We start from the raw sequence: 19,200 nt of genomic DNA, 5'->3' as shown, positions 1-19,200 counted from the left end.
CGGCTCAGATGTCATGAAATGTCCCAATGGTGTGACAGGTCCCTTGGGCTCGTTGACGCCCTCGTGACCGGCCTTCCACGCTGGTGGGTAAGCAGCCCATCCCCCCTGGAAGGAGATCGTCATGACGGCAAGCACCCGCAGGTGCATCCGGCACCTCGCCGGCGCGTCGTGCGCTGCTGCGCTGCTCACCGCGGCGGTGGGCGTGGCGGGCGCCCAGGCGGCGCCCCAGCCCACGACGGCCGCGGCGCAGTCGTCGAGCGCGGCACCGTACGGGCCCTGCACGGGCAACCACATCGAGGGCGGCTCGCTCGTCTGGGATCCGCCGGGCTGCACCCCGCCCTGATCCGAGGCAACCAGTGTTGACCTCGCGTTCCGGCCAGGCCCGGCACAGTCACCGGCCGGTGTCGGCGCATGTGTGCGGCGTGTGACTCCACCAGCGTGATCACACCCCGCGAAGCGTTCCTGACCTGCACCAGCAGGCCTCGCCGAGCACCTTGTGGTGCGCCTTGTCCGTCCCCGTGTCGGTGCAGTGGCGGGGGCGGGCCGGGCGGCGATGGCGGCGAGCCGTCGGGAGGCGTCGGCACCGTCCATCCGCTGCGCGGGGTCCTTGGCCAGCAGCCCGAACAGGACCGGCGTCGGCTCCCCGTGCGCCCGCTCCAGGAGCCATGTAACCCGGCGTCCCCAGGAAGTCCGCGGGAGCGCTCAGGCGGGTCGCCCCGGAACTCGGCCAATCCAGATAAACCGCCCACCACCCGGAACGCGCACAACCCGCGAAGACTCCGCTCCACCACTGCCCGGATCACGACACAACGCACCCCCGGACACCCCGGGCAGCTCGTCGACGACGGTGTCCCGTTGGTGCTGCGTGCCTCGCAGGATCATGCTTGTCAGGAGGGCCTTGGCCACGCGGGTTCCCCTGGGAACCGCGGGGAAGGGATCTACCGAGGGCGAGATGAGTGGCGATGGAGCGACTTCCCACGCCTCCTGGTGAGGCGACCGGCAGGGCGGACGACTTCGGCGGGCAGGCGTACACGGCCTCGGCCACCGTCAATGCGCAGGGCGTCGTGACGGCGTGGAGCGAGGGGGCCCGCCGGCTGCTCGGCTACGAGAGCGGGCAGGTCGTTGGACACCCCGCCACCCACCTGCTCGCCGACGCCCCGGGCGAGAGCACGCGGCCGGACACGCCCGGCCGGGACAGGTGGAGCGGCAGCGTGGCGGTGCGCCACCACGACGGCAGTCGGCTCAGACTACGGCTGCTCGCCAACCGGCGCCCCCACGGCGATCCGGCCGGCGACTGGCTCCTGGTGTCCGCCGTGGCGCCCCGTCCCAGCGGGCTCCAGGACACGGCACTGGCGGAATGGGCCTTCACCCACTCCCCCTGTGGCCTGGCCGTCTTCGACACCGACCGGCGACTGGTACAGGCGAACGCCGCCATGGAACGCGCGGCCGGCTTCACGCAGAACGAGATGCGCGGGCTGCGCCTGCCGGAGATCGCCCCGCACCGTCTGAGCGAGGAAGCCGATCACCGCATCCGCCAGGCCCTGGAGACCGGCGAGCCGCAGTACCTCCATCCCGGCATCCTTCCCACGCCGGCACCGGGCCCACAGCCCAGCCGGCCCACCTCGCTGGCCCCGGTGAAAGATGCCGACGGCCGGGTGCGTGCCGTATGCCTGGCCGCGCACCACCCGGCACAGGAGGCGCCCGCCCCGCAGCACACACTGCTGCTCAAAGACGCCGGCGCCCGCATCGGCACCACCCCGGACATCGCCCGCACCGCGCAGGAGCTGGCGGACGCCGCCGTCCCCCCTCTCGCCGACTTCACCGTCGTCGAACTGCTCGACGACCCCCGCACCAGCAACGAGACACCCTCGCCGGTCGGACTCACCCTGCGCCGCACCGCGGTGCAGTCCATCCTCGTCGGACACCCCGAAACCCCCGCCCGGGCCGGCCGGCTCACCACCTACCCTCCCCCCTCCCCCGTCGCCCAGTGCCTGGCGCAGGGCCACAGCGCCCGCTACACCACCACCGACCCCGCCCTCGCCCAGTGGTTGGGCCAGGACCCCCACGCCGCCCCGATCCGCGAAACGGGCACCCACGCGCTGATGGTGGTACCGCTGCACTCCGGCGACACCACCCTCGGCACGGTCCTCTACGGCCGCCACCGCAACCCCCAGCCCTTCACCCCCGAAGACCAGTGGCTCGCCGAACAACTCACCACCCGCGCCGCCGACCACATTCACCACACCCGTCGGCACCAGCGCGACCGCACCACCACCATGACCCTGCAACGCAGCCTGCTCCCGCAGACCCTGCCCGACCAGGCGGCCCTCGACATCGCCTCCCGTTACCTGCCTGCCGGTGGCCGGGCGGGCGTGGGCGGCGACTGGTTCGACGTGATCCCGCTGTCCGGCGCACGTGTGGCCCTCGTCGTGGGTGACGTGGTCGGCCATGGCATCCGCGCCTCGGCCACCATGGGCCTGCTGCGCACCGCGGTGCGCACCCTGGCCGACGTCGACCTGCCGCCCGACGAATTGCTCACCCACCTCGACGACCTCGTCATACGCCTGTCCACCGATGTGGCCGTCACGGGAGGCGCGACCGAGACCGCCGGGGGCATCGGCACCACCTGCCTGTACGCCGTCTACGACCCGGTCTCCCGCCGCTGCACCCTCGCCCGGGCCGGCCATCCCCCACCCGCCGTGGTCACCCCCGACGGCGCCGTCTACCTCCTCGACGTCCCGGCCGGCCCGCCCCTGGGCCTGGGCGGCCTGCCCTTCGAGACCAGCGAGACCGAACTGCCCGAAGGCAGCCTCCTCGCCCTCTACACCGACGGACTCCTCGAACCCCGCGACCATGACATCGACGAAGCCCTCGACAAAATGTTCGCCGCCGTCGCCCGCCCCGCACAGACACCGGAATCGGTCTGCGACCAGGTCCTCACCGACCTGCTCACCCACCGCCCGGAAGACGACATCGCCCTGATCATCGCCCGCACCCGCGCCCTCGACCCCGACTGTGTCGCCGCCTGGGACCTGACCTGCGACCACACCGACGTCGCCCGGGCCCGCCAACTCGCCACCGACCGGCTGACCACCTGGAATCTCACCGACAGCGTCTTCACCACCGAACTCATCGTCAGCGAGCTCGTCACCAACGCCATCCGCTACGGCCACCCACCCATCCAGCTCAGACTCATCCACGAACCCAACACCCTTATTTGCGAAGTCACCGACACCAGCAACACCACGCCCCACATGCGACGCGCCCGGATCTTCGACGAGGGAGGACGCGGCCTGCTCCTCGTCGCTCAACTCGCCCGCCGTTGGGGCACCCGCCACACCCCCACCCACAAAACCGTCTGGACCGAACAAGCCCTCACCGCCCACTGAGCCAGGAACAACTTGATGTGTTCTGTGGCTCCATGCACCCCGGTGAGTGCGCGGACTCACCAGACACGGTCCCCGCGCAGGACCGCGTCGGCCCCTCCGTCCATGAAGACCACCTGGCCGGTCACATGGGTGTTCTCGGGCGAGGTCAGCCAGCCGGCGAGCGCTGCCACCTGCTCGGGGTGGGCGTGGCCGTGCAGCGGCATCGGCACGCTCTGCTCGACGAGCGCGCGCATCTCCGGGTCGTCGAGCAGAGGCCGGGTCATCGGGGTGAGGATCACGCCGGGTGCCACGGCGTTGAGCGGGATGCCCGTACCGGCCCAGTCGGCGGTGACGGCGCGGCGCCGGACCCAGCGGGAGACGGCGGCCTTGGAGGAGGAGTAGGTGAGGTGCCCTTCGCCCCGGTCGACGGCCGCCCGGACGGCGGCGACGGCCGCTTCCTCGTCGCCGGCGAGCGCGGCGTCGACGATTGCCGGGTCGGTCGGGTGCACGGAGTCGACCGACCCGATGACGAGGGCGCGCGGATCGGCGCCCGCGGCCAGCAGCGGGCGCAGGCCTTCCAGGGTGGCGACGGCGCCGAAATGGTTGACCCTGACGGTGAGAGGGCCGAAGTCCGCGACGCCCGCGCAGGCGATGACGGCGTTCAGCCGGCCACCTGACAGCTCCCGTGCGCGCAGGACGAGTTCGGCCCTGCCGTCGCTCTTGGACAGGTCGGCACGGATGTCGCTGTCGGCGAGGTCCGCGCCGATGACCTCATGGCCCTGCTTCCGCAGCAGGTCGGCGGTGGCCTTCCCGATGCCGGAGGCGGCACCGGTGACGAGACACGTACGTGGCATGGTGTGCTCCGGGTCAGCGAGCGGTCAGGGCGTCGGCGATGTGGTTGACGGCGATCCAGCTGAAGGTCATGGCCGGGCCGATGGTCGCACCGGGCCCGGGGTAGGTGTCGCCCATCACCGCGGCGGAGACGTTGCCGGACGCGTACAGCCCCTCGATGGCGGAGCCGTCCTCCCGCAGCACCCGCGCCTGGGCGTCGGTGACCGGGCCTCCCTTGGTGCCGATGTCGCCCGGCTGGATCGGGACGGCGTAGAAGGGCGGCTTCTGCAGCGGGGCCAGATTGGGGTTGGGGAGGGTCGGGTCGCCGTAGTAGCGGTCGTAGACGCTCTCGCCGCGCCGGAAGTCCTCGTCGTGGCCCCGGTGCGCGAAGTCGTTGAAGCGCTCCACGGTCGCGCGCAGCCGCTCGGCGGGGACGCCCGTCCGGGTGGCGAGTGCGTCGAGGGTGGGGGCCTTCTTCACGAAGCCGCTGTCGGTCCATTTCTTCGGGAACGGCTGTCCCGGGAAGAGGCCCATGAAGAGGTAGCGCGCCTTGGACGTCGCGTCGAGGATCAGCCATGACGGCACGGTGGAGGCCGTGGGGGTGTGGTTCGCGTACATCGCGTCGACGAACTCGTGGTAGGGGGCCGCTTCGTTGGCGTAGCGTTCGCCCGCCTGGTTCACGATGACCATGCCCGGGATGCCGCGGTCCGCGACGAGGAAGAACGGTTTCCCGCCCGGCGGTACCGCCGACGGTGCTCCCCATACCTTGTCCATCAGGTCGACCGCCGCGCCGGCGTCGATCGCCATCCGGAGCGCGTCGCCCGTCTGTCCCTCGGCCGCGGACGTCCACTCGGTGGAGGTCGGCGACGGGAGGTGCTTCTCCCGCAGCGCCTGGCTGTGCGAGAAGCCACCGGACGCCAGGACGACCCCGCCGGTGGCCCGTACGGTCGTCTCCTTGCCGTTCCGGCCGACCCGCACGCCGGTGACGGTGCCGTCCGGCCCGGTCACCAGCCCGGTGAGCGGTGCGGACAGCCACAGCTCGCCGCCGAGTTCGTGGAGTGAGTACCGCATCCTGGCCACGAGCGCCTCCCCGAGGGAGAGCAGCTTCTTCCCGGTGGCCAGGGCCTTGAGGGCGCGCAGCCCGACCTTCGCGGACGTCCTGCGGCCCGCCCAGGTGCGGGCGACCATGTTGAGGTACCGGAAGTCGTAGGAGGTGATGGTGAGTCCGTACGTAGGCAGGCCCGCGCGCCGCATGGTGGCGCGCTGCTCGGGAGTGAGTCTGTTGAGGTCGAAGATCCGCGGTTCGACGGAGCGTCCCTGCGGGCAGCCGCCGGGCCGCTCGGGGTAGTAGTCGGAGTAGCCGGGCGTGTGGACGAAGCGTACGGCCGTCTTCTCGTGGAACTCCCGCACCATGGACGGGCCGTGGGCGAGGTAAGCGTCCTTGCGCGCGGCCGGGACGCGGTCGCCGACGGTCGCGTCGAGGTAGGCGCGGGCCTTCTCCGGGGTGTCGCCGATGCCGGCCGCGTCGAGGTGGAGGTTGTTCGGGACCCAGATCGCGCCGCCCGACAGTGCGGTCGAGCCGCCGTAGCGGTCGGTCTTCTCGATCACGAGTGCGCTGAGTCCGCGCAGCCGGGCGGTGAGGGCGGCGGCCATGCCGGCCGCGCCGGACCCGATCACCACCACGTCGTAGGTGTGGTCCCAGGTTTCCCTTGTTTCCCTTGTGTTGTTCATCGCTGCTGCCTCGTCGTGTCGGGGTCGTCGGAAGGCGCCCACTGCGCAGCGGCCACGAAAGCCGCAGCAGCCGCCGGCCCGGGCTCGTGGAGGTGGAGGATGGACCCGACCGCCTCGGCGGTGCCGGCGGCCGACGCGTGAGCGAAGTCTGTCACCTGGGCTCCTGTCAGAGCATCGTGTCCTGGATGTCGAGGCCGAGGGCGCCCTGGCCGTAGAGGATCAGCGCGCGCTCGGGGTCGTTGGCGGCGTGACCGCGGCCGGTGTGGGCGTCGCGCCAGGCCCGCTGGACCGGGTTGGGGCCGGTGCGCATGGCGTTGCCGCCGGCGTTCTCCACGAGCAGGTCGACCGCCGCCACACAGCGCTCGGTGGCGAGCACCTGGTCGCGGCGGGCCCGGGCACGCAGGATCGTCGGCGGGTCCTCCCCGCGCCGGGCGCACGCGTACAGCTCCTCGATGTTGTGGCGCAGTTGGAGCCAGGAGGCGTCGATGTCGCTCGCCGCCCGGGCGATGCGCACCTGCGCGAAGGGGTCCTCGGCGACCTTCTGCCCGTAGGAGACCCGGAAGCGCTTGCTGGTGGCGTCGAGGTAGGAGTCACATGCACCCTCGGCGATGCCGACGATCGGGGTGGAGATGGTGGTGGTGAACACCGCCGCGTACGGCAGCCGGTACAGCGGTTCCTGGTTCAGCTTCTGCCCCGGCGCCCTGAGGGCCGTGACGGGGCCGAAGCTGAGCGCCCGGTGTTCGGGGACGAAGACGTCGTCGAGCACGATGTCGTTGCTGCCGGTGCCGCGGAGCCCGACGGTGTCCCACACGGGGTCGACCGTGTACTGCGCCTTGGGCACGAGGAAGGTGCGCATGTCCAGCGGTGCGCCGTCCTCGCCGAGGACGAGGCCGCCGAGCAGCGCCCAGTCGGTGTGGTCGCAGCCGGAGGAGAAGTGCCAGCGCCCGGAGATGCGGAATCCTCCGTCGGCGGGCGTGACCGTCCCGGTCGGTGCGTAGGAGGATGCGATCCTCGTCGTGGAGTCGGCGCCCCACACCTCCTCCTGTGCCCTCGGGTCGAAGAGCGCCACGTGCCAGGGGTGGACGCCGAGGACGGAGGCGACCCAGCCGGTGGAGCCGCAGGCCCTGGCAATCTCCTTGACCGCCTCGTAGAAGATCGCGGGGTCGGCCGCGTGGCCGCCGTGGGCACGGGGCTGCAGCAGGCGGAAGAACCCGGTGTCCTCGATCTCCTTGATCGAGGCCTCGGGGATCCGGCGCAGTTCCTCGGCTTCGGCGGCGCGCTCACGCAGCGTCGGAGCGAGTTCCCGTACGGCGGCGAGGACCTCTCGGTGGCTCATGGCGGCCTCTCTGGGGTCGGGATGCGGAGGTGGGAAAGTGCCATGAACCTACGACTTGTTATTTCGGAACGAAATACAGGGTTCCCACTGAGCGGGAACCGTGGCAACCTCTCGACAACGCCAGGAAACGTGGCCGAAACCCGTGGTTTTCTCCTGTGTCTCTCCATGCCCGCCCCTCTCTTCGGAGGAGTCGCCGATGGCAGTGCAGCCCGTTCACCCCGCCGGCCACGCAGTCCAGCCGCCCCCGTCACTGCTGGAGAAGGCTGCCCGCGTCCTCAGCGCCTTCCAGGGGTCGACGCCACGATTGACGCTCACGCAGGTGGGAGCCCGCTCCGGGCTCCCCCGCTCCTCCGCGCACCGCATCCTCGACCAGCTGGTGCAGCTGCGCTGGCTGGATCGGGACGGTCGGCACTACTGCCTCGGCATGCGGATGCTGGAGCTCGGCGCGATGGCGTCGCACCACAACCGGCTGCGCCAGGCTGCCCTGCCCCATCTGCACGCCCTGCACGAGAAGCTGGGGCACGTGGTCCACCTCGCCGTCATCGACGGGCCCGAGGTGGTGTACCTGGAACGGATCTCCAGCGCCGCCGACTCCTCCGTGCCCTCCCGCATCGGCGGCCGACAGCCGGCGTACTGCACCGGGACGGGCAAGGCGATCCTCGCCTTCAGCGAGCCCTCCCTGGTGGCGGAGGTGGTGCGGTCCGGGCTGCGGCCGCGTACCCCGTACACCATCACGCGTCCCCGGTACTTCGCTCAGGAGCTGGCCCGGATCCGGGAGCGCGGTGTGGCGTTCGACCGGGAGGAGGCGTTCCGGGGCGTGGCGTGTGTGGCGGCACCGCTGCGCGGTGCGGGGCGCGCGATCGCGTCGATCTCGGTCTGCGGGAACGGAACGCATCGCGAACTGGAGCGGATGGCCCCCGCCGTGGCCGGCACCGCGCGCGCCGTGTGGTCCTCTCTGTACGGACCGGGGCGCGCGACCGTCGGTCGCGGGTCGTCTCGCGCGGCGGCACGGCAGGCGACGGGTCCCGGGGCGCAGGACGGCTCGCACACCAGGGAGGTCATGGACCGTGCGGAGGTGGACACCATGATGTCCTGGATGCGCTTCGCGGAGTGGATGTAGGGCCGGTACCGGGGGGGGAGGCGGGTCAGATCCGCTGGGCGATGCCGTCCAGGACCATGGAGAGGTACTGGCGGGCGATCTCCTCGGGACTGTGCTGTCCGCCCGGACGGTACCAGGACGCGGCGACCCAGACGGTGTCGCGCACGAAGCGGTAGGTGAGCCGGATGTCGAGGTCGGCGCGGAAGACCCGGCCGGCGACTCCGCGCTCCAGCGTGCTGAGCCAAGCCTTCTCGAACCTCTGCTGCGAGTCGGCGAGATAGGCGAAGCGGGAGTGCGCGGAGAGGTGTCTGGACTCCTTCTGGTAGATCGACACCGCGGCGCCGTGCCGGTCGATCTGCCGGAAGGACTCGGTCACGAGTGCCTCGATGGTCTCCCTGGGGCCGAGCTCGGCGGCGAGGACGGCGTCGTACCCGGCCCAGAGGTCGTCCAGGAAGGTGGAGAGGATCTCGTCGAGCATCGACTCCTTGGAGTCGAAGTGGTAGTAGAGGCTGCCCGCCAGCATGCCGGCAGCGTCCGCGATCTTGCGGACGGTGGTGGCGTTGTAACCCTGCGCGGCGAACACCTCGCCGGCGATGGCGAGGATCTCCTCCCGGCGCTCGGGGGACGGCTTCGTCGTGGGCTTCCTGCTGCTGTTCGGCACTGACTCATTCTCGCTTCCTGCGGGCCGGCTCCTCCGGCGGGTCCGGATCGGTGTACTTGCGCAGGGCCTACGGCCGGGCCGTGCCGTCGCGGCCGGAGGCGAGCTCCTCGATGTCGGCGAGCATGGCGTCGGCCAGGTCACGCTCCGATGCGTAGTAGCGCTCCGCCCACTTGAGGGTGAGCGTGGGATACGCCCACTCCTCCTTGCCCCGTGACCCCTCGGCGTCCGCCGCCGCGTGCCGCCGCATCCGCTCGGCGTACTCCCGGTGCCGGCCCAGCACCTCGCGCATCTGCTCCGGATCCAGCAGGTGCCCGAGCCACAACCGCAGCATCACGCCGTGTTTCAGCACCGGCGGCTCCACCGGCGCCTCGCGCGCCCAGGTGCGTACGGCCGCCAGGCCCTCGTCCGTCATCCGGTACACCCGCTTGTCCCGGCTGCCCGTTTCCTGGGCCACCATCCGGGACGAGACGTAGCCGACCTTCTCCAGGCGTTTGAGTTCGCCGTAGATCTGGCTGAACGACGGGCTCCAGTAGAAGAAGCGCAGCGACCAGTCCGACCACTTCTTCAGGTCGTAGCCGGACAGCTCCTCTCCGAAGGAGAGCAGACCCAGTACCGCCCAGCTGGTCGCCGGCAGCGCGGGCCGGCGCTCGTCGTCGACCACGCCGGTGCTGTCCGCGTCGCCCTGCCTCTGCTCAGCCATACGGGCAGTCTACGGAGCCGGTGCGCGGATCCGGCCGGGCGGCGGCGGCCGGGCGGTGCATCGCGGCATCGCGGCCACCGCGCGGGCCCACCCAGCTCCCACTCACCGGGAAAGGACACTCACGCCGAAGGGCCTGACAGGGGCAGGCTCCCGGAGTGCCCCGTGTCGGCGGGACACGAGGCTTCTTCCGAGCATCCCCAGACCAGGAGAACCGCTGATGTCCGTCGATCTGGCAGGAAAGGTCGCGCTCGTCACCGGCGCGGCACGCGGCATGGGCGAGGCCGAGGCGCGCCTGTTCGTCGCCCTCGGGGCGAGGGTCGTCCTCACCGACGTGCTGGAGGTGGAGGGCCGGGCGACGGCGGCGGCCCTCGGCTCCGCCGCCCGTTTCGTACGGCATGACGTGACCGACGAGAAGTCGTGGCAGGCCGCCGTGGCCGCCGCCGTGGACGGTTTCGGCCGGCTCGACATACTCGTCAACAACGCCGCGATCTACACCACCTCGCCCATCGTGGAGGAGGACCCGGCCCGTCTGGAGGCGCTCCTCCGGGTCAATCTGATCGGTCCGTTCCTCGGCATCCGCGCCGTCGCCGCGGCGATGAGGGCCGGCGGGGGCGGGTCCATCGTCAACATCTCCTCCCAGGCCGGCCTGCAGGGCATGTGGGGGCACGGCTCCTACGGGGCCGCCAAGTGGGGGCTGCGCGGTCTGACCAGGACGGCCGCGCTGGAGCTCGGCGCCGACGGTATCCGTGTGAACTCCGTCCATCCGGGGGCCATCGCCACGGCGATGACCGGCCACCTGGGTACGAAGGAGCACCCCGGCGCGCCGCTCGGACGGGTGGGGGAGCCCGAGGAGGTCGCCCGGCTCGTCGCGTTCCTCGCCTCCGACGACGCGTCGTACCTCTCCGGTGCCGAGCTCGCCGTGGACGGCGGGGCGTCGGCGGGACGGATGCCGGTCTTCTCCCAGAAGGGGGCGGACGCGTGACCCGGCCCAGCCCCGAGGTCCAGGCGGTCATCGACCTGGCCACCGCGCATTTCCCCCCGCTGGGAACGGAGATGACGGACATCGCCGAGGTACGCGCCTTCTTCGCCGCCCGTCCCCAAGCCGCCGTCGCCCCGCTCCCCGTGGCCCATGTCTCGGACGAGGACGCGGACGGCGTGCCCGTGCGCGTGTACCACGACCGTGTCCACGACGACGCCCCCGTGGTCCTGTTCTGCCACGGCGGCGGATTCGTCCTGTGCGACCTCGACAGCCACGACGGCTTCTGCCGGGCGATCGCCGACGCCACTGGGGCGGTCATCGTCTCCGTGGACTACCGCCGCGCCCCCGAGCACCCCTTCCCCGCCGCCCCCAAGGACGCGTACACGGCCCTGCTGTGGACGGCCAGGACCTACCCGGGCCGCCGGATCGCCGTCGCCGGAGACAGCGCGGGCGCCAACCTCGCCACCGTCCTCACCCTGCTCTCCCGTGACCGGGGCGGCCCCGCGATCGCCTTCCAGGCGCTCTACTATCCGATGCTCGACCCCACCCGCTCCCGCCCCTCCCACCGGGAGAACGGCCAGGGGTACTTCCTCACCTCCGACCATCTGCGCTGGTACTGGGACGGGTACCTGCCGGAGTCGGCGGACCGGGCCAACCCGTGTGCCGCGCCTCTGGCTTGCGCCGATCTGTCCGGGCTGCCGGCGGCGTACGTCGTCACCGCCGGCCTCGACCCCCTGCGGGACGACGGTCTGGCCTACGCGGATGCCCTCACCGCGGCCGGAGTCCCCGTGGAGGCCCACCACTACGCCGGGATGTTCCACGGCTTCCTGTCCATGGCCACCGCCCTGCCCGAGGCGGCCATGGCCTGCGACGCCGCCTTCACCGCCCTGCGCAAGGCACTCGACGTGGACTGACGGCCCGGACGACGGCGGTGTACGTGTGCGCCCCGTCCCTCACCGGCTCCGGTGAGGGACGGGGCGCACGGCTGTGCCACGGGCGGGTCAGCCCTTGATCAGGTCGAACCCCTTGTACCCCGACTCCGCCACTTCCGCCAGGATCTCCCCGTAGGCCCCGAGCCCGCCGACATACGGCATGAACACCCTCGGCTTGCCCGGGATGTTGGCCCCGAGGTACCAGGAATTCGCCGAGGTGAGCAGGGTGGCGGCCGCCCGGTCCCGGCACTCCGCGACCCACTGCTCGACGGCCTCCTCGTTCGCCTCGATCGCGAGGTAACCGTGCTCGTGGAGGTGGCGCAGGCAGTCGCCGAGCCAGTCACCGTGCTGCTCGGCACACAGGACCACGTTGGCCAGTACGGACGGGCTGCCGGCCCCAGTGAGGTTGAACAGGTTCGGGAAGCCGTCGACTCCCAGGCCCAGGTAGGTACGGGGGCCCTCCTGCCAGACCTCCTTCAGCTTCCGGCCACCGCGGCCGCGGACGTCGATCCGGTCCACCGCTCCGGTCATCGCGTCGAAGCCGGTCGCGAACACGATCGCGTCCAGCTCCACCAGTGTGCCGTCCGCCAGCACGATCCCGGCGCCGTCGATCCGTTCGATCGCGTTCTCGCGCAGACCGACCAGGCGCACGTTGTCGCGGTTGAACGTCTCGTAGTAGTCCGTGTCGGTGACGATCCGCTTGGTGCCGATCGGATGGTCGGTGGGGACCAGCAGATCGGCGACCTCCGGATCGTCGATGAGGGCGCGGACCTTCTCCTCCCAGAACGCGCGCGCCGCCCCGTTGGCCCGGAGGTCCGAGAGCTGGTCCGGGAACGTCTTCGAGTACAGGACGCCACCCAGTTCCCAGCGCTTCTCGAACGCGGCCCGCCGCTCCTCCTCGGACACCTCGAACGTCCGGGACGGGTGCGCCCTGTGCGGGGAGCCGCCGCCGCTGATCCGGGACAGCCGCCGCCGCTCGGCGTATCCGTCCTTCTGCCGCCTGCGCGTCTCGTCGTCCAGTGGCTCGTTGCCGGCCGGGATGCTGTAGTTGGCGCTGCGCTGGAAGACGGTCAGGTGGGAGGCCTGCTCGGCGATCAGGGGAATGGACTGGATGCCGGAGGAGCCGGTGCCGATCACACCGACGCGCAGCCCGGTGAAGTCCACGCCCTCGTGCGGCCATTCACCGGTGTGGTACGTCGCCCCGGTGAACTCCTCGACGCCCGGGATGTCCGGTCGGTGGGTGCTGGAGAGGCAGCCGACGGCGAACACGCAGAACCTCGCCGACACCACCTGGCCGCGGTCGGTGCGCAGCGTCCAGCGCAGTGCCTCCTCGTCCAGCTCGGCCGAGGTCACCGAGGTGGAGAAGGCGTAGCTGCGGCGGAGGTCGAAGCGGTCGGCGACATGGCGCAGGTAGCGCATGATCTCCGGCTGGGCGGCGTACTTCTCGCTCCAGTCCCACTCCTGCTGGAGTTCCTCGTCGAAGGAGTACGAGTAGTCCACGGACTCCACGTCGCAGCGGGCGCCCGGGTAGCGGTTCCAGTACCACACGCCGCCCACGTCGTGCCCGCGTTCGAAGCCGCGCACGGTGAAACCGAGTTCCCGCAGCTTGTGCACGGCGTACAGGCCGGTGACCCCTGCGCCGATGACCACGACGTCGACGGACTCGGTGATGCTGGCGTTCATGTGCGTACTCTCCTCATGCAGTGGCTGTCCCCACGGAGGGGACGGGATGGGCTCGTCCAGTTCCTCGGTGCGCCTCACACCCTCGTCGCCTTCGCCAGCCGTCGCAGCGCGCCCTTGTCGACCTTGCCCGCCGCGTTGTGCGGAAGTTCCGTCAGCGAGTGGAAGGCGCGCGGGGTCTTGAAGTTGGCCAGGCGCTCACGCGTGTACGCGGTCAGTTCCGCCGGGTCGATCCGGGCCCCGGCCGCCGGCACGCAGTAGGCGACGCCGACCTCACCGAGCCGCGTGTCCGGCATGCCCACCACCGCCGCGTCCAGCACGGCCGGATGGCCGCGCAGCGCCTGCTCGACCTCCGCCGGGTACACGTTGAACCCGCCCACCACGAACATGTCCTTGAGCCGGTCGGTGATCCGCAGGAACCCGCGCTCGTCCAGCACGCCGACGTCCCCCGTGTGCAGCCAGCCGTCCGCGTCGACCGCCTCGGCGGTGGCCTCGGGATCGTCGAGGTATCCGTGCATCACGTGGTAGCCGCGGGTGAGGATCTCTCCGGGTTCCCCGGGTGGTGCGTCGATGCGCAGTTCGGTGCCCGCCAGTGCGGTTCCGGAGGTCTGGGCCAGGGTCTGAGGGGACTCGTGCGGTTCACAGATCGTGACCACGCCCGTCGACTCGGTCAGTCCGTATGCGGTGTTGACGTTCCGCGCGCCGATGCACTTCCGTATCTGCTCGATGAGTTCGGTGGGGATGTTCGCCGCGCCGGTGACCGCCATCCGCATCGAGGTCAGGTCGTACCTCTCGCGCTCGGGATGGTGGATGAGCGAGGTGAAGACCGTGGGGGCGCCGGTGAGGACGGAGATCCGCTCGTCCTGCATCCGGCCGAGGACGGTCCGCGCGTCGAAGACCTGTTCCGGGACGATCGTGGCCCCGAAGAGCAGGCAGGCGATGATGCCGGCCTTGTAGCCGAAGGTGTGGAAGAACGGGTTGACCAGCAGGTAGCGGTCGCCGTGCTGGAGGGTGACCGCGCGGGCCCAGGCGTCGTAGACGCGCAGGTTCTGCTCGTGGGTGGTGGGGACTCCCTTGGGGCGGCCGGTGGTGCCGGAGGTGAAGAGGATGTCGGCGGTGTCGGTGGGGCGGACGGCGGCGGTGCGGGCGAGCCGCTCCTGCTCGGTCACCCGCTCCGCGCCCGACAGGAACCGGGACCAGTCCGGGGAGTGGAGTGCCACCGTCCGCTCCAACACGGGGAGTTCCTCCCCCGAGTCCGCGAGCAGCGCCCGGTAGTCGGTGCCCAGGAAGTCGTGCTCGGTGAACAGCAGACGGGTGCGGGAGCGGCGCAGGATGTCGGCTGCCTCGGCCGCCTTGTAACGCGTGTTCACCGGGACGAGTACCCCGCCCGCCGCCACGGCGCCCAACGCGGCCACCACCCAGCGGGAGCTGTTGGCCGCCCACACGGCCACCGAGTCGCCGGGGCGCACCCCCTGCGCGATCACCGCGCGAGCCGTCCGGGCGACCCGGTCGCGCAGCTCCGCGAAGGTCCAGCGGTCCTCGCCGAAGACGAGGGCCTCCTCATCCCCGTAGCGCTCTGCTGCCCAGTCCGCGAGCCGGGCGATCGTCTGTGCGCCGCTCATGATCCGTCACGTCCTCCCTGCCGCCCCGCCCCCCGACGGGGGCGTGGGCTTGGAACTACAGCGGGTCGGAGCCTGACAGGCGGAGGCGGTCCGGCGCAGGGCGCGGCTCCCGGTCAGCGGGAAGGTGCCACAGGTTCGTCTCCTTCTCCGGGCGACCTGGGTGACCGCGTGCACGTGCCGGGGGTGCCGGGCCGCTCCGCCGTTCACTGGCCGGTGAGCTGTCGGACTGTCGGGCCCGTGGTCCAGCCGCCGTCGACGGCCAGCTCGGCGCCGGTGATGTAGGAGGCGGCGTCCGAGAGCAGGAACGCGACCGCCGCCGCGATCTCCGGGGCCTGTCCGACCCGGCCCATGGGTGTGGTGGGGTAGTCGCCCTCGCCCTGCTCGATGCCGAGGTGGGCGGTCATCGGGGTGTGGATCATGCCCGGGTGGACGGAGTTGACCCGGACCCGGGCAGTGCCCAGCTCCACGGCGCCGACCTTGGTGAGTCCGCGGACACCCCACTTGGCCGCGCCGTACCCGGCGGTCAGGGCCAGGCCCATGAGGCCGGCGGCGGAGGAGATGTTGACGACGGAGCCGCCGCCGTGCTCCTTCATCACCGGGATCACGCTCCGCATGCCGATGAAGACACCGGTGAGGTTGATGTCGATCACCCGGCGGAAGTCCTCGACCGACTGTTGCTCCAGTGGGTGTGAACCCCCCGAGATGCCCGCGTTGTTGACCAGACCGTCGATCCGGCCGAATGCGGCGACCGCGAAGTCCACGACCTCGCGCCAGCTCTGCTCGGAGGTGACGTCGTGCCGGAGGAACCGGGCGTCCCCGCCCAGCTTCTCGGCGGCGGTCCGCCCCTCCTCCTCCAGTACGTCGGTGAGCACCACTCGGGCGCCGGCTCCGACGGCGGCCCGGCCGGCCTCCGCGCCGAGTCCCCGCGCCCCACCCGTGATGATCACCGTCTTGCCCTGCAGATCCGCCATGGGGGTCTTCTCTCCTCACATGTGGGTGCCACCGTCGACACGTATCTCCGTGCCGGTGATGAAGGCGCCGTCTTCCGAGGCCAGCATCGCGATGACGCCCGCCACGGCCTCAGGGCCGGCGAAGCCGGTCCCCGGGTCGGCGAACCCCTGGCCCACCAGGGCCGGCCTCAGCTTGGCGAGCAGTTCCCAGTCGGTGTCCTCGGGCAGTCCCGGGTTGCCGGTCATGCGGCTGGCGATGCTGCCGGGAGCGACACACACCGCCCGCAGCCCCTGCTTGGCGTACTCGGCCGCGATGGCGTGGGTGAAGGACTGGATGCCGCCCTTCGTCGCCGCGTACGCCGCCATGTAGGGGTGGGCGAAACTCGCCGAGGTGGAGCTGAAGTTGACGATCACGCCCTTGCCGGTGGCCAGGAGCGCGGGCAGTGCCTCTCGGGTCACCAGGAAGGTGCCGGTGAGGTTGACCCCGATGATGGTGTTCCAGGACTCCAGCGTGGTGTCGTGGGTGTGCGAGGAGCACAGGATGCCGGCCGCGTTGACCAGTACGTCGAGGCCGCCGAGGCGCGAGGTCGCACCGCCGACCGCCTCCCGCACGGATGCCTCTTCGGCGATGTCCACGACCGCGGTGCTCAGTCGGTCCGCGTGGTCGGCGGCCAGGGTGGCCGTCTCCTTCAGGCCGGGCTCCGAGACGTCGGCGGCCACGACGGCCGCGCCCTCCCCCAGGAGCCGCAGAACGGTCGCCCGGCCGATGCCGGAGCCGGCGCCGGTGACCAGGACCCGCCGTCCCTCGAAGCGCTGCATGCGTCCTCCTCCTTCTCTTCGGTGCCTGTGTGTCACGTGGTCACGTGGTCACGTGGTCACGTGGTCACGTGGTCACGTGGTCACGTGGTCACGTGGTCACGTGGTCACGTGCGAGTGGTTCACGGTGATGCGCAGCCGTGTCGTTCGTCGCACCGCCGGTCAGCGGGCGGTGAGTCGGGCGTCGGTGAGGACGGGAGCGTCGTCGCGGTCCGCGGCCGTGGCCGTCAGCCGGCAGCCGTCCCCGGTGTCCCAGATGCGCAGCCGGAGGGTCTCACCGGGGAAGAACACCCCTGCGAAGCGCGTACGGCACGCCGCGATGCGCGTGGCGTCCCCGCCCAGCAGGCGGTCGGTGACGGCTTTGACCGCCATGCCGAAGGAGCAGAGCCCGTGCAGGATGGGGCGGTCGTAGCCCGCGCGGCGGGCGGTGACGGGATCGGCGTGCAGCGGGTTCCAGTCCCCGGCGAGCCGGTAGAGCAGCGCCTGCTGACGGAGCGTCGGAATCTCCAGCAGCAGGTCGGGCGCCCGGTCCGGCGCGGGGAGGCGCTCGGAGGGTCCGCGCTCCCCGCCGAATCCGCCCTCCCCTCGGACGAAGATCTCGTTGCGCTGGGTGATCAGCGGTTCGCCGTCCTCGCCGAGGAGGGTGGACTCCTGGACGATGACGGCGGCCTTGCCCTTGTCGTACACCGCCGGCACCCGGGTGACCGTGGTCGCCCGGGCGGCGGCGGGCAGCGGCCGGTGCACGGTGATCTCCTGGCCGCCGTGCAGCACGGCAGCCAGGTCGATCTCCAGGCCCGGCAGGTCGAAGACCTGGAAGCCCACTCCCCCGGTGCCGCCGGCCACCACGCCGAAGGTGGGCAGCACCTGCAGGCCCTGCTCGTGTCCTTCGAAGACGTAGCGCAGCTCACCGGGGTCGGTCTCGGGGACTCCCGCGCCGAGCGCGAGGTGGTACAGCCGCACCTCGCGGTCGTCCCAGACCGCCGCCGCGCGTACGGGCGGGGCTGAGGTCACCTTCTTGGCATCGATGGGCATGGAGGTGTGGTTTCCTTCGGTCGGTGCGAGGCTGTGCTTCACGCGAGTCCGTGCCCGGTTCGCGGTTGTGCTCAGTGCGGGAACGTGCCGGTGGCGTAGCGGCTGCGGAAGAAGAGCAGCGGCAGCCCGTTCTCCTGGGCGCCCAGGTCGACCACCTCGCCCGTGACGATGTAGTGGTCGCCGGCCTCGTGGACTGCCGCCAGACGGCAGTCCACGGTGGCCAGGGCGCCGTCGATCACCACGGTGCCGTGGCGCGAGGTGCGCCAGGGCACGTCCGCGAACTTGTCGGCGCCGCTGCGGCCGAGTGCGACGCACGTGGCCTGCTGGTCCTCGGCGAGGATGTTGACGCAGAAGCGGCCGGCCCGCTCGATCCTCGGCCAGCTGGTGGAGGTCCGGCCGACGGCCAGCATGACCAGCGGGGGCTCCAGGGAGAGCGAGGCGAAGGACTGGCAGGCGAACCCGACGGGCTCGGCGCCGTCGAGTGCCGCCACCACCGTGATGCCGCTGGCGAAGCGGCCGAGGACGTCCCGGAAGACGGCCGGGTCCACCTGACGATGGTTCAGCCGTTCCATCGGTGGCCCCAGAAGCTGTCGGCGGTGATCTCCTTCGCCACCCAGGTGGCGGGGTCGACGATCAGGCCGTCCCAGCCGTACTCGACCTGGAAGCCGCCGGGGGCCTGGGCGTAGAAGGACACCATGCGGTCGTTGGTGTGGCGGCCGAGGCTGGAGGCGATGGGGATGCCGGCGGCGTTCATCCGGTCCAGGCCGCGGCCCACGTCGTCGAGGGTCTCCAGCTCGACCATGAAGTGCACGATGCCGGGGGGCAGCGCGCCGGGGTACAGGCCCAGGCTGTGGTGGCGGCGGTTGGGGCTCAGGAAGTGCATCCAGTGGAAGTCCCGCTGCTCGGCGGCCGTCGGCACGGCCTGCGGCGGCAGCTTCATCGAGTCACGCAGCTGGAAGCCGAGCAGGTTCTCGTAGAAGTCCAGCGCTGCCTCGACGTCCGGCACCGGCAGCACCACGTGGCCCAGGCCGAGATCACCGGTGACGAAACGGTTGCCGTACGGGGTGCCGAGCGCGCTGTGGTCCTGCGCCTGGCCCCAGTAGATCTCCAGCGGGTTGCCGCAGGGGTCCGTCAGGTGGATCAGGCCCTGGACGCGGCGCTCGGCGAGTTCGGCGGCGTCGGCGGGCTTCACGGCGACGCCGGCCGCCTCCAGCTCCTCGGTGGCCTGGGCGAGCGCGGCGGCGTTCGCCACCTCCCAGCCCGCCGCCAGCAGCCGGTCGCTCTCGCCCGTCTGGACGACGATGCGGTGGGAGCGGTCGTCCATGCGCAGGCAGAGGCTGTCCTCGGTGGTGCCGGAGGCCTCCACCATGCCGAGGATGTCGAGCGCGTAGGTGCGCCACTCGTCGAGCTTGGTGGTCTCCAGGCGCAGGTAGCCGAGAGCACGAATGTCCATGATCGATCTC

General features: G+C 71.5%; 17 protein-coding genes. 5 read left to right on the top strand and 12 right to left on the bottom strand.

Annotated elements, in window-relative coordinates; translation table 11 throughout:
- Nucleotides 1-121: 121 nt before the first annotated feature.
- Both ACIGO6_RS31650 and ACIGO6_RS31645 read left to right on the top strand, forming a co-directional pair.
- On the top strand, nt 122-343 hold the full coding sequence (locus ACIGO6_RS31650; RefSeq protein ID WP_399882396.1) for a hypothetical protein: 222 nt from the start codon (nt 122-124) through the stop codon (nt 341-343).
- Between the two features lie 619 nt (nt 344-962).
- Complete coding sequence (locus ACIGO6_RS31645; protein ID WP_399882394.1) at nt 963-3,389, top strand: SpoIIE family protein phosphatase; 2,427 nt, start codon at nt 963-965, stop codon at nt 3,387-3,389.
- A 56-nt stretch (nt 3,390-3,445) separates the two neighbouring features.
- Here the strand turns inward: ACIGO6_RS31645 and ACIGO6_RS31640 are convergent, their stop codons facing one another.
- From ACIGO6_RS31640 to hsaA, 3 genes are all read right to left on the bottom strand, one after another.
- A complete protein-coding gene (locus tag ACIGO6_RS31640; protein WP_399882392.1) occupies nt 3,446-4,222 on the bottom strand; it encodes an SDR family oxidoreductase in 777 nt (258 codons plus the stop codon).
- 13 nt (nt 4,223-4,235) lie between these two features.
- Nucleotides 4,236-5,930 carry an FAD-dependent oxidoreductase gene (locus ACIGO6_RS31635; RefSeq protein WP_399882390.1) on the bottom strand — a complete coding sequence of 565 codons (1,695 nt, stop codon included), beginning with the start codon at nt 5,928-5,930 and terminating at the stop codon, nt 4,236-4,238.
- Nucleotides 5,931-6,096: 166 nt separating this feature from the next.
- The gene (hsaA, locus tag ACIGO6_RS31630; RefSeq protein ID WP_399882388.1) at nt 6,097-7,266 is read right to left on the bottom strand and encodes a 3-hydroxy-9,10-secoandrosta-1,3,5(10)-triene-9,17-dione monooxygenase oxygenase subunit; all 1,170 of its coding nucleotides are present in this window, start codon (nt 7,264-7,266) and stop codon (nt 6,097-6,099) included.
- Nucleotides 7,267-7,462: 196 nt separating this feature from the next.
- Between hsaA and ACIGO6_RS31625 the strand changes: the two genes are divergently transcribed.
- Nucleotides 7,463-8,386 (top strand): IclR family transcriptional regulator, encoded by a 924-nt coding sequence (locus ACIGO6_RS31625; protein WP_399882386.1) that lies wholly within the window; start codon nt 7,463-7,465, stop codon nt 8,384-8,386.
- Between the two features lie 25 nt (nt 8,387-8,411).
- Here the strand turns inward: ACIGO6_RS31625 and ACIGO6_RS31620 are convergent, their stop codons facing one another.
- Both ACIGO6_RS31620 and ACIGO6_RS31615 read right to left on the bottom strand, forming a co-directional pair.
- Nucleotides 8,412-9,026: a TetR/AcrR family transcriptional regulator gene (locus ACIGO6_RS31620; RefSeq protein ID WP_399882384.1), complete on the bottom strand. Its 615-nt coding sequence runs from the start codon at nt 9,024-9,026 to the stop codon at nt 8,412-8,414.
- A gap of 67 nt (nt 9,027-9,093) precedes the next feature.
- Nucleotides 9,094-9,726, bottom strand: coding sequence for a PadR family transcriptional regulator (locus tag ACIGO6_RS31615; protein WP_399882382.1), 633 nt, complete (start codon nt 9,724-9,726; stop codon nt 9,094-9,096).
- A 217-nt stretch (nt 9,727-9,943) separates the two neighbouring features.
- Between ACIGO6_RS31615 and ACIGO6_RS31610 the strand changes: the two genes are divergently transcribed.
- Nucleotides 9,944-10,708 carry a glucose 1-dehydrogenase gene (locus tag ACIGO6_RS31610; protein ID WP_399882380.1) on the top strand — a complete coding sequence of 255 codons (765 nt, stop codon included), beginning with the start codon at nt 9,944-9,946 and terminating at the stop codon, nt 10,706-10,708.
- Nucleotides 10,705-11,619 carry an alpha/beta hydrolase gene (locus ACIGO6_RS31605; protein ID WP_399882378.1) on the top strand — a complete coding sequence of 305 codons (915 nt, stop codon included), beginning with the start codon at nt 10,705-10,707 and terminating at the stop codon, nt 11,617-11,619. Before ACIGO6_RS31610 ends, ACIGO6_RS31605 begins: the two co-directional genes overlap by 4 nt.
- Before the next feature lie 87 nt (nt 11,620-11,706).
- On the opposite strand, the gene ACIGO6_RS31600 is transcribed toward ACIGO6_RS31605, so the two are convergent.
- From ACIGO6_RS31600 to ACIGO6_RS31570, 7 genes are all read right to left on the bottom strand, one after another.
- Nucleotides 11,707-13,320, bottom strand: coding sequence for a flavin-containing monooxygenase (locus ACIGO6_RS31600; protein ID WP_399882376.1), 1,614 nt, complete (start codon nt 13,318-13,320; stop codon nt 11,707-11,709).
- A gap of 74 nt (nt 13,321-13,394) precedes the next feature.
- Nucleotides 13,395-14,939, bottom strand: a complete 1,545-nt coding sequence (locus tag ACIGO6_RS31595; protein WP_399882374.1) for a FadD3 family acyl-CoA ligase — start codon at nt 14,937-14,939, stop codon at nt 13,395-13,397.
- A gap of 203 nt (nt 14,940-15,142) precedes the next feature.
- A complete protein-coding gene (locus tag ACIGO6_RS31590; protein WP_399882372.1) occupies nt 15,143-15,910 on the bottom strand; it encodes a glucose 1-dehydrogenase in 768 nt (255 codons plus the stop codon).
- A 15-nt stretch (nt 15,911-15,925) separates the two neighbouring features.
- A complete protein-coding gene (locus tag ACIGO6_RS31585) occupies nt 15,926-16,708 on the bottom strand; it encodes an SDR family NAD(P)-dependent oxidoreductase (protein WP_399882370.1) in 783 nt (260 codons plus the stop codon).
- A 159-nt stretch (nt 16,709-16,867) separates the two neighbouring features.
- Nucleotides 16,868-17,737, bottom strand: coding sequence for a MaoC/PaaZ C-terminal domain-containing protein (locus ACIGO6_RS31580; protein ID WP_399882368.1), 870 nt, complete (start codon nt 17,735-17,737; stop codon nt 16,868-16,870).
- Between the two features lie 71 nt (nt 17,738-17,808).
- The gene (locus ACIGO6_RS31575) at nt 17,809-18,285 is read right to left on the bottom strand and encodes a flavin reductase family protein (protein ID WP_399882366.1); all 477 of its coding nucleotides are present in this window, start codon (nt 18,283-18,285) and stop codon (nt 17,809-17,811) included.
- Between the two features lie 11 nt (nt 18,286-18,296).
- Nucleotides 18,297-19,190 carry a VOC family protein gene (locus tag ACIGO6_RS31570; RefSeq protein ID WP_399882364.1) on the bottom strand — a complete coding sequence of 298 codons (894 nt, stop codon included), beginning with the start codon at nt 19,188-19,190 and terminating at the stop codon, nt 18,297-18,299.
- Between the last annotated feature and the right edge of the window lie 10 nt (nt 19,191-19,200).

The organism is Streptomyces sp. NPDC053750, assembly GCF_044544295.1.
Taxonomy (GTDB): Bacteria; Actinomycetota; Actinomycetes; order Streptomycetales; family Streptomycetaceae; genus Streptomyces.
This window is presented reverse-complemented; position numbering and strand designations above follow the sequence as displayed.

Bases quoted from the DNA above. Each gene is read 5' to 3' on its own strand.
- ACIGO6_RS31650 (WP_399882396.1), top strand. From the start codon at position 122: ATGACGGCAAGCACCCGCAGGTGCATCCGGCACCTCGCCGGCGCGTCG.
- ACIGO6_RS31645 (WP_399882394.1), top strand. From the start codon at position 963: ATGGAGCGACTTCCCACGCCTCCTGGTGAGGCGACCGGCAGGGCGGAC.
- ACIGO6_RS31640 (WP_399882392.1), bottom strand. From the start codon at position 4,222: ATGCCACGTACGTGTCTCGTCACCGGTGCCGCCTCCGGCATCGGGAAG.
- ACIGO6_RS31635 (WP_399882390.1), bottom strand. From the start codon at position 5,930: ATGAACAACACAAGGGAAACAAGGGAAACCTGGGACCACACCTACGAC.
- hsaA (WP_399882388.1), bottom strand. From the start codon at position 7,266: ATGAGCCACCGAGAGGTCCTCGCCGCCGTACGGGAACTCGCTCCGACG.
- ACIGO6_RS31625 (WP_399882386.1), top strand. From the start codon at position 7,463: ATGGCAGTGCAGCCCGTTCACCCCGCCGGCCACGCAGTCCAGCCGCCC.
- ACIGO6_RS31615 (WP_399882382.1), bottom strand. From the start codon at position 9,726: ATGGCTGAGCAGAGGCAGGGCGACGCGGACAGCACCGGCGTGGTCGAC.
- ACIGO6_RS31610 (WP_399882380.1), top strand. From the start codon at position 9,944: ATGTCCGTCGATCTGGCAGGAAAGGTCGCGCTCGTCACCGGCGCGGCA.
- ACIGO6_RS31600 (WP_399882376.1), bottom strand. From the start codon at position 13,320: ATGAACGCCAGCATCACCGAGTCCGTCGACGTCGTGGTCATCGGCGCA.
- ACIGO6_RS31595 (WP_399882374.1), bottom strand. From the start codon at position 14,939: ATGAGCGGCGCACAGACGATCGCCCGGCTCGCGGACTGGGCAGCAGAG.
- ACIGO6_RS31590 (WP_399882372.1), bottom strand. From the start codon at position 15,910: ATGGCGGATCTGCAGGGCAAGACGGTGATCATCACGGGTGGGGCGCGG.
- ACIGO6_RS31585 (WP_399882370.1), bottom strand. From the start codon at position 16,708: ATGCAGCGCTTCGAGGGACGGCGGGTCCTGGTCACCGGCGCCGGCTCC.
- ACIGO6_RS31580 (WP_399882368.1), bottom strand. From the start codon at position 17,737: ATGCCCATCGATGCCAAGAAGGTGACCTCAGCCCCGCCCGTACGCGCG.
- ACIGO6_RS31570 (WP_399882364.1), bottom strand. From the start codon at position 19,190: ATGGACATTCGTGCTCTCGGCTACCTGCGCCTGGAGACCACCAAGCTC.